The sequence below is a fragment of the Kitasatospora sp. NPDC127067 genome (assembly GCF_042724755.1).
GTDB classification, from domain to species: Bacteria; Actinomycetota; Actinomycetes; order Streptomycetales; family Streptomycetaceae; genus Kitasatospora; species Kitasatospora lactacystinica.
In genome coordinates this window covers 1-8694 of sequence record NZ_JBHXEM010000217.1, presented here as the reverse complement: position 1 = coordinate 8694, position 8694 = coordinate 1, and the positions used below count along the sequence as shown (strand labels likewise).

Annotated in this window: 1 protein-coding gene and 1 pseudogene; one reads left to right on the top strand and one right to left on the bottom strand. The window is 75.3% G+C overall.

Annotated elements, in window-relative coordinates; translation table 11 throughout:
• Positions 1–140 (bottom strand): annotated as a pseudogene (locus ACFWJ4_RS39900) (phosphoadenylyl-sulfate reductase); the annotation flags it as partial.
• A gap of 1058 nt (positions 141–1198) precedes the next feature.
• Between ACFWJ4_RS39900 and ACFWJ4_RS39895 the strand changes: the two are divergent.
• A complete protein-coding gene (locus tag ACFWJ4_RS39895; protein WP_380553925.1) occupies positions 1199–8590 on the top strand; it encodes a type I polyketide synthase in 7392 nt (2463 codons plus the stop codon).
• Positions 8591–8694: the final 104 nt, after the last annotated feature.

Below are 8694 nucleotides of genomic sequence, written 5' to 3'. Positions count from 1 at the left end.
ACCGCGTCCTCCATCGAGGAGGTCACGCAGAACCGCCCGCCGAAGGTCTCGGCCGCCCAGGCGAGGACCTCCTGCGCGGAGGCCTCCTCCAACTCACGGCCTGCTCTCTCCGCCAGCGACGCGTAGTCAGTCGCGGTCATGCAGTCGTCCCCCATTGTCGAAAGCTGTTCCTCGCCCGCCCGGTGCGGCGGGGCCCACGGCTCGGCGGATGCCCGAGGAGTCCGGGGAATACCGGATCAAGCGGGCCCCGTGGCCGGTGGCAGGAAATCCGAACGGGCCGTCTCCTGTGAAGTTCTGACGGCTCAGCGATCGCGCATTGTCATGCAATGTCCACGCCGACAGTTTCAAACTGTTCCCCCACCCGATCCGGTGGGTGGCCGGTGCGGCGACCTGGAATGCCGCGGAGTGCTGGAACTCGCACCCGAGCTCGGGCGGGAATGCGTCTGTGGACTTCCCGCCGAATCCCCGCGCGGGGCCCGTGGGCCGATCCGATTCGACCGGGCTCCCCGTGCCCACCTCCCCGTGTCGGGCAGCCCATTCGGTCATGCGGCCGAAACAGAGCATAGATCGCTTCGGTAGGGAGCGCCAGCCGTATCCGCCGGTTCTTTGATCTTGACGGAGCGTCTGATCCGCTGCCGTGGGGCTGGATTCGTGCAGCGTACGGGCGGTGCGACCCCGACCCGACGGTCGCGGCCGGGCCGGGCGGCGGGGGTCCGGGCCCCGGGGGCCGGTGGGGCCGTATGGCGGCAATGCCCGTTTTCTGCATGCTGGCCGTCCTTTCGCACTCTTTCTTCACAGGTGTCGGGGAAGGGGTGGTCTTGCATTTCGCTTGTGAGGAACTCCGACGATGCTTGACGCACCCCCGGTCGCTCATTACGGTGATCATCAATTCAATGGACTCCGGCAGGGTGGGGCGGCGGATCGCGCGGCAGCCCGGGCCGGCCGGAGTGCGAAACGGGGGAGTGGTCGAGGGTGGTGTTGTCCATGCGAACGGATATGCCCGGCATCTGCTGAGGCCGCCTCGGGTCGGAGGGTTGAAGGCGCGTTGCCGCCTCCCCTTCCTTTTGTCTGCCCGAGTACTTTTCACTGCCGTTCCGGCAGGTTTCCAGTGGTTTCCTTCACGGCTTCACGTGTGTCACTTCAGGCTGCTCCGAAAGCGGGATAAAGCGTGGCAACAAAGTCTCGTCCGGATTTCTCCATGTCCATTGTCAATGATGTTCGTGCACGAGCTGACGAGTTTCCGGAGAAGCCGGCGATCATCATGCTGGCCGAGGGGGAGAGCGAGCTCGACCGGCTGTCGTTCGCCGAGTACGACCGCCGCGCCCGGGCGTTCGCCGCGGGGCTCCAGGCCCGCGGCCTGGCCGGCGAGCGCGTGCTCATCCTGCTGCCCCAGGGCGTCGACTACGCCGTCGCCTTCCTGGGCTGCCTCTACGCGCAGGCGATCGCGGTGCCCGCCTTCCCGCCGACCCGGAGCCGCAAGGGGGCCCGGGTCGAAGGCATCGTCGACGACTGCGACCCGCGGCTCGCCGTGGTGGGGGCCGACCGGGTCCGGTTGATGGTCAGTGAACTCCCGTCCTCCTGTGCCGTGATGACGACCAGTGAGCTCACTGCCGCGGACCCGGAGGACTGGCGCGAGCCCGAGCTCCGCCCGGACGACGTCGGCTACCTCCAGTACACCTCCGGCTCGACGGGGCGCCCGCGCGGTGTGATGGTCACCCACCGGAACATCGTCCAGCAGCTCGACATGCTCACCGAGGGGCTGGAGCTGGGGCCGGACGAGGTGTCGCTGTCCTGGCTGCCGCTCTTCCACGACTTCGGCCTGGTGGCCGGCCTGCTGTTCCCGCTGCGGGCCGGTGCGACGAACGTGCTGCTGGCGCCGATCGACTTCGTCCAGGAGCCGTTGCGCTGGCTCGCCGCGGCCACCCGCTACCGGGCCGCGCTGACCTTCGGCCCCAACTTCGCGCTGGACCTGTGCTGCGACCGCATCCGCCCCGAGGACCGCGAGGGCCTGGACCTCTCCGCGCTCCGCACGCTGATGATCGGCGCCGAACCGATTCGCCCGCAGTCGATCGAGCGGTTCGCCGCCGAGTTCGCGCCGTTCCGATGTCGCGCCGACATCTTCACCCCGGCCTACGGAATGGCCGAATCCACGCTCGCCGTGACGGTGCGCCGGCGCGACGAGCCGCTGGGACTCGCCTCCTTCGACATCGAGGAGCTGGGGCGCGGACGGCTGCGGCGCGTGGCGGACGGCGCGCCGGGAAGCCGCCTCCTCCCGAGCAACGGCGACGTGCTGCCGGACACCGGACTGCTGGTCGTCGACCCGGAGACCCGGACCCCCGTCCCCGACGGCGAGTGCGGTGAACTCTGGCTGAGCGGCGACACCGTGAGCCCCGGCTACTGGCGGAACGCCGAGGCGACCGAGGCCGCCTTCGGGGCCCGTCTGGCCGACGGCAGCGGCCCGTACCTGCGCACCGGGGACCTGGGCGGGCGGCTCGGCCCGCACACGTACATCACCGGGCGGCGCAAGGACCTGATCGTGGTCCGCGGTGTCAACCACTACCCGCACGACATCGAGCTGACCGTCGCGGACTCCCACGCGGCCCTCGAACGCGACAAGGGTGTCGCCTTCCCGGTGGAGGACGCCGAGGGCGTCGAACAGCTGGTCGTGGTCAGCGAACTGACCCGGGAGGGATTCCGCGGCGCCGACCGCGAGGAGGTCGTCCGCAGCATCCGGCTCGCCGTCGTCGAGGAGCACGGAATCGACCCGCGGACCGTGGTGCTGATCCGCCCGGCCCAGCTCCCGCTGACGTCGAGCGGCAAGGTCCGCCGGCAGGAGTGCAAGCGGCTCTTCCTGGAGGACGGGCTCAAGCCGGTCCACGTCTCCTCCGTGGCGGCCGTCCGCGACACCCCCGCGGACGCCGCGCCGGAGCGCTCCCGGAAGGCCGTGGCCGACTGGCTGACCGAGCGGATCGCCGGTCTCCGCCGGCTCACCCCCCGGGAGGTCCCGCAGGACGCCCCCTTCGGCTCCTTCGGGCTCGACTCCGCGGGCCTCGCCGGACTCGCCGCCGACCTCCGGGCCTGGCTCGGCGCCCCGGTCGACGCCAAGGACCTCTACAACCACCCCACCGTCGCGGCGCTGGCCGCCGCGCTCACGGGCGACCGGACCGAGCCGACCGACGAGACCGAGCGGACAGACAAGACCGAGCGGACCGACAGGACGGACCGGACCGAGCGGGCCGGATCCGCCGGGGCGGCCGACGACCGCGAGGCGATCGCCGTCGTCGGCATGGCCTGCCGGATGCCCGGTGCCCAGGACGTCGAGGCGTTCTGGCAGTTGCTGCTGGACGGCCGGGACGCGGTGACCGAGGTCCCGGCGCACCGCCGTCTGCTCGGCTACCGGCTGGAGCACGGGGAGCCGGGCCGGGGCGGATTCGTCGACGGGGCCGAGGAGTTCGACGCGGCCTTCTTCGGCGTCTCCCGCGACGAGGCCCGCCGGACGGACCCGCAGCAGCGGCTGCTGCTGACCACGGTGTGGCAGGCCCTGGAGGACGCCGGGGTGGACCCGCAGGCGCTGGCCGGGGGCCGTACGGGCGTCTTCGTCGGGATCAGCACCAACGACTACGGCCGGCTCCAGGCCCGGGCCGGCGCCCCGGTCACGGCCCACGACGGGACCGGCAACGCGTCGAGCATCGCGGCCAACCGGATCTCCTACCTGTGGGACCTGCGCGGCCCCAGCCAGGTGGTGGACACGGCCTGCTCGTCCTCCCTGGTGGCCCTCCACCAGGCGTGCACCAGCCTGCGGCTCGGCGAGTGCGACCTCGCCGTCGTGGCCGGCGTCAACCTGCTCCTGGACCCGGGGCTGACCACGGTCTTCACCGAGGCGGGCATGCTCGCGCCGGACGGCCGGTGCAAGACCTTCGACGCGGCGGCGGACGGCTACGTGCGCGGCGAGGGCTGCGGTGTCGTGGTGCTCCGGCGGGCGTCCGACGCGGTCGCGGCCGACGACCGGATCCGCGCCCTGGTCGAGGGTTCGGCCGTCTCCTCCGACGGGCGCAGCAGCACGCTGACCGCGCCGAACGGACCGTCCCAGGAGGCCGTGCTGCGGGCGGCCCTGCGGTCCGCCCGCCTGACCGCGGAGGAGGTCGGCTACGTCGAGGCGCACGGCACCGGCACCCGGCTCGGCGACCCGATCGAGATGGGCGCGCTGCGCGCCGTGTACGGGGAGTCGGCCGGCCCGGACCTCCACGTCGGCTCGGTGAAGAGCAACATCGGCCACCTGGAGGCCGCGGCGGGCATGGCCGGCCTGATCAAGGCGGTGCTCTGCCTGGAGCACCGGCGGATCCCGGCCTCCCTGCACGTCGACACGGTCAACCCGCTGATCGGGCTGGACGGTTCCCGGCTGCGGATCCCGCACACGGCGACGGAGTGGCCCGAGGGCCCCGCCCGGGCGGCGGCGGTCAGCTCCTTCGGCTTCGGCGGCACCAACGCCCATGTGATCCTCTCCGGCGCGCCGGCCCGGCGGGCCCGGCGGGCCCGGGTGGAGGCCGCGGAGGGCGGCGAGTGGTCTTTCCTCCCGGTCTCGGCGAAGAGCGGGCCCGCCCTGCGCCGGCTGGCCGCCGACTACGCCGAGGTGCTGGCGGGGGAGAGCGGCGCCGCCCCGGCGTGGAGCGCGCTGGTCCACACGGCGGGCGCCCGGCGCCAGCACCACGACCACCGGCTCGCCGTGCTGGCCCGGTCGAACCGGGAGGCCGCGGAGGCCCTGGAGGCGTACCGCGACGGCCTGCCGTCCCCCGCGGTGGTGCACGGCGTCGCGCACGGCGGCGGTCCCGGGCCGGTGGCCTTCGTGTTCACCGGCCAGGGCGCGCAGTACCCCGGGATGGCCAAGGCGCTGTACTTCGGGCACGCGGCCTTCCGTACGGCGCTCGACGAGGTCGACGCGCTGGTGCGCGCGGAGCTCGGCGTCTCCCTGCTGCCGACGCTGTGCGACGCCCCGGGCCCGCGGCTGGACCTGGAACGGACCGAGTTCGCCCAGCCGGCCCTGTTCGCCGTGGACTACGCGCTGGCCGAGCTGTGGCGCGCCTGCGGGGTGCGGCCCGACGCCGTGGCCGGGCACAGCCTCGGCGAGTACGTGGCGGCCTGCGTCGCCGGCGTGCTGAGCCTGCCCGACGCGGTCCGGCTGGTGGTCGCCCGCGCCGGCCTGATGCAGGAGCTGGCGGAGGCCGGGTCGATGTACGCGGTCCACGCCGGCCGCGAGCTGGTCGCGCAGCTGTGCGCGGACCTTCCCGAGGACCGTTCGGTGGTGCTCGCGGCCCTCAACGGGCCGGAGGACGTGGTGGTCTCGGGCGCGGTGCGGGCGGCCGCCGACCTGGCGGCCGACTGGGAGCGGCGGGGCGCGAAGGTCACCCGGCTGCACGGCACCCGGGCGTTCCACTCCCCGCTGATGGAGGGGCCGGTCGCGCGGTTCGAGCGGATCGCCGCGACGGTCGACTTCCGTACCCCCCGGATCCCCGTGGTGGCGAACCTGACCGGCGCCGTCGAGCGGGAGTTCTCGGCCGCCTACTTCGCCCGGCACGCGCTCGAACCGGTGCGGTTCGGCGACTGCCTGGCCGCTCTGGCCGCGCTCGGCTGCACCACCGTCGTCGAGTGCGGGCCGCACCCGGTGCTCGGTCCGCTGGTCGAGGCCGTGCTCACCGACGCCGTCGGCCTGCCGACCCTGCACCGGGACGACACCGACGACCGCCGCTTCCGGCGCGGGCTGGCCGAGTGGTACGTCCGGGGCGGACGGGTCGACTGGGCCGGGGTCCTGCGGGACCGGGACGGGGAGCACGGCCGGCCGCCGCTGCCGGTCCCGCTGCCGGGCCACCCGCTCGCCCCGACCCGGCACTGGTTCACCGACGGCGGCGACGGACGGCACCCGCTGCTCGGCGCGCCGGTCGAGCTGGCCGGTGCCGGGAGCCACTGGTTCTCCCGCACGCTGACCGCCGGGCAGCCGTGGTACCTCGACGAGCACCGGGTGGCCGGGCGGCCGGTGCTGCCCGCCGCCGCGATGACGGAGTGGGCCGATGCGGCCGTCCGCGAGGTCGCCGGTGACGGGCCCCGGACGCTGCAGGGTGTGTCCTTCACCGCCTTCCTCGCCCTGCCGCAGGACGCGCCCGTCACCGCCCAGGCGGTCGTCGAGCCCCTGCCGGACGGCCACCGGGTCCGCGGCTTCGCGCGGGTGTCCGGGGCGGCCGCGTGGACGGGGCACGTCACGGTGGAGGCCGCCCGGCCCGCCGGGCCGGCCCCGGACACCCGGGTCGACCCCGGGCTCCTGCGGGCCGCCCTGGCCGAGCGGGACGTCGACGCCCTGTACGGGACGCTGCGCGCCCGGGGCCTCCAGTACGGCCCGGCCTTCCGCGCCCTCCGGGCGCTGTGGGCGGGCGGGAAGGAGGCCGTCGGCCTGGTGGAGGCGGACCTCCCGGCCGAGGACCGGGCGGCGTACCGGGCGCACCCCGTCCTGCTCGACGCGTGCTTCCACACGACCGCCGCGTTCCTCGGCGACACCGGGGAGCTGCTCCTGCCGGTGGGCATCGACCGGATCACCGTCCACCGTCCGCTGCCCCCGCGGCTGTGGTGCGTGGCCCGGGACGCCGGAACCGGCGCCGACGGCGAACGCTCCTTCGACCTGGACCTGGTGTCCGAGGACGGCGAACGGCTGGCCACCGTCGAGGCGCTGCGGCTGCGGCCGGTCGCGCCGGAGCGGATCGCGGCGGCGGCCGGAGCGGTGGTTGGAGCGGCGGCCGGGGCCGCGGTGCGGGGCTACCGCACCGACTGGGTGCCGGCGCCGGAGGCGGGTACCGCCGGCCGGCCGGGCACCTGGCTGGTCTGCGGGACGGACGCGTCGCTGGTGGACGGCTGGTGCGCCGAGGCGGCCGTCCCCGCCCTGGGTCTGCTGGTCGCCCCGGACGCCTCGGACGAGGCGGTGGCCCGGCTGTTCGCCGAGGCCCGCGGCCGGGTGGACGGGGTCGCCGGACTGGTCCTCCAGAGCGCCGGGGACGACGCCGTCGTGCTCGCCGGCACGGCCTTCGCGATCCTGCGCGGGTTCCTGCGGGAATTCGGCGCGGACCGGCCCGACCTGGTCGTCTGCTCGACCGGCGCGGTGCGGGTGCCGCAGGCGCCGACCCGCCCGGACGCCGGCCAGGCGCCGCTGACCGGACTGGCCAAGGCGGTCGTCGCCGAGTACCCCGACCTCACGTGCGTCCAGGTGGACCTCGAACCGCGCCGGACCCCGCCGACGCTGGCCGGACTGCTGGCGCGGGTCGCCGGCCTCGCGGGGCGCGGCCACCTGGCGGTGCGGGACGGCCGCTGGTACGCAGCCCGGCTGCGGGAGACCGCGCTCGGCGGCTCGCCGACGGCACCCGTCCGGGCGGACGGCAGCTACCTGGTCACCGGCGGGCTCGGCGCGCTGGGCCTGGCCACCGCCCGTCGGCTCGCCGACCTGGGCGCGCGCTGCCTGGTGCTGACGGGCCGTTCCGTGCCGGCCGAACCCCCGCGGGAGGTCGAGGAGCTGCGGGCCGCCGGTGTGCGGGTCGAGCTCTGGCCCGCCGACGTGGCCGACCTGCCGGCGATGACCGGCCTGTTCGGGCGGATCGGCCGGGAGCTGCCCCCGCTGCGCGGCGTCGTCCACGCCGCCGGGACCACCGACGACGCCCCGCTGGTCGACCTCGACCGCGGCCGCTTCGCCGAGGTCCTGCGGCCCAAGGTCCGGGGCGCGCAGCACCTGCACACCCTGACCGCCGACGCCGGGCTCGACTTCCTGGTGCTCTACTCCTCGCTCGCCTCGATGACCGGCTCGGCCGGCCAGGCCAACTACGCCGCCGCCAACGCCTTCCTGGACGCTCTCGCCGAACAGCGGCGCCACGACGGGAAGCCGGCCCTCAGCATCAACTGGGGCCCGTGGGCCGAGGCCGGCCTGGCCGCCCGCCCGGAGCTGCTCGCCCGGCTCGCCCGCGCCGGCATCACCGGGATCGGCACCGACGAGGCCCTGACGGCCTTCGGGCGCGTGCTGGGCGGCGGCCTGCCGGTGGTGGGCCTGGCGGCGGTCGACTGGGCCGCGTTCACGGCCGCCGACGACCGGCGGCCGCCGTACACCCTGCTGAGCGGCCTGGCCCCGGAGCGGGCCGCGGAGCCGTCCCCCGACGGGCGGTCGCCGCAGGCGCCGGCGGAGCCGGCCGGACACCGCACCGCCGAGCAGGTGGTCGAACTCGCCCTGCGCGACCCGCGGGCCGGGCGGGCCGCCGTCACCGAGGAGCTGCTGGCCGCCGCCGGCGAGCTGCTGGGCCTCACGGCGCGCCAGCGGGACGAGCTGCGCCCGACCTTCGGGCACCGGCGGCTGAACGAGCTGGGTCTGGACTCGCTGACCGCGGTCCGGCTGCGCAACCGGCTGCTGGCGGACTTCTCCGCGGACGTCCCGCCCTCCTTCGTGTTCGGCGGCAACACCGTCGCCGACGTGGTCGACCTGATCCTGCGGCAGATCACGCTCCGGAGCCTGGTCGCCGCCGACGACGGCGGGGCCGACGAGGCCGGGGACGTCGAGGTCCTCACCTTCTGACCCGCCCGCGGGCCGTGCCGTCGGCCGCCCGGGACGTCCCGCGGTGGACCAGGCCCCCCGGCCCGCCCCGCGGCCCCCCCCCCCCCCCCCCCGGGCCCCAGCCC

Bases quoted from the DNA above. Each gene is read 5' to 3' on its own strand.
- ACFWJ4_RS39895 (WP_380553925.1), top strand. From the start codon at position 1,199: ATGTCCATTGTCAATGATGTTCGTGCACGAGCTGACGAGTTTCCGGAG.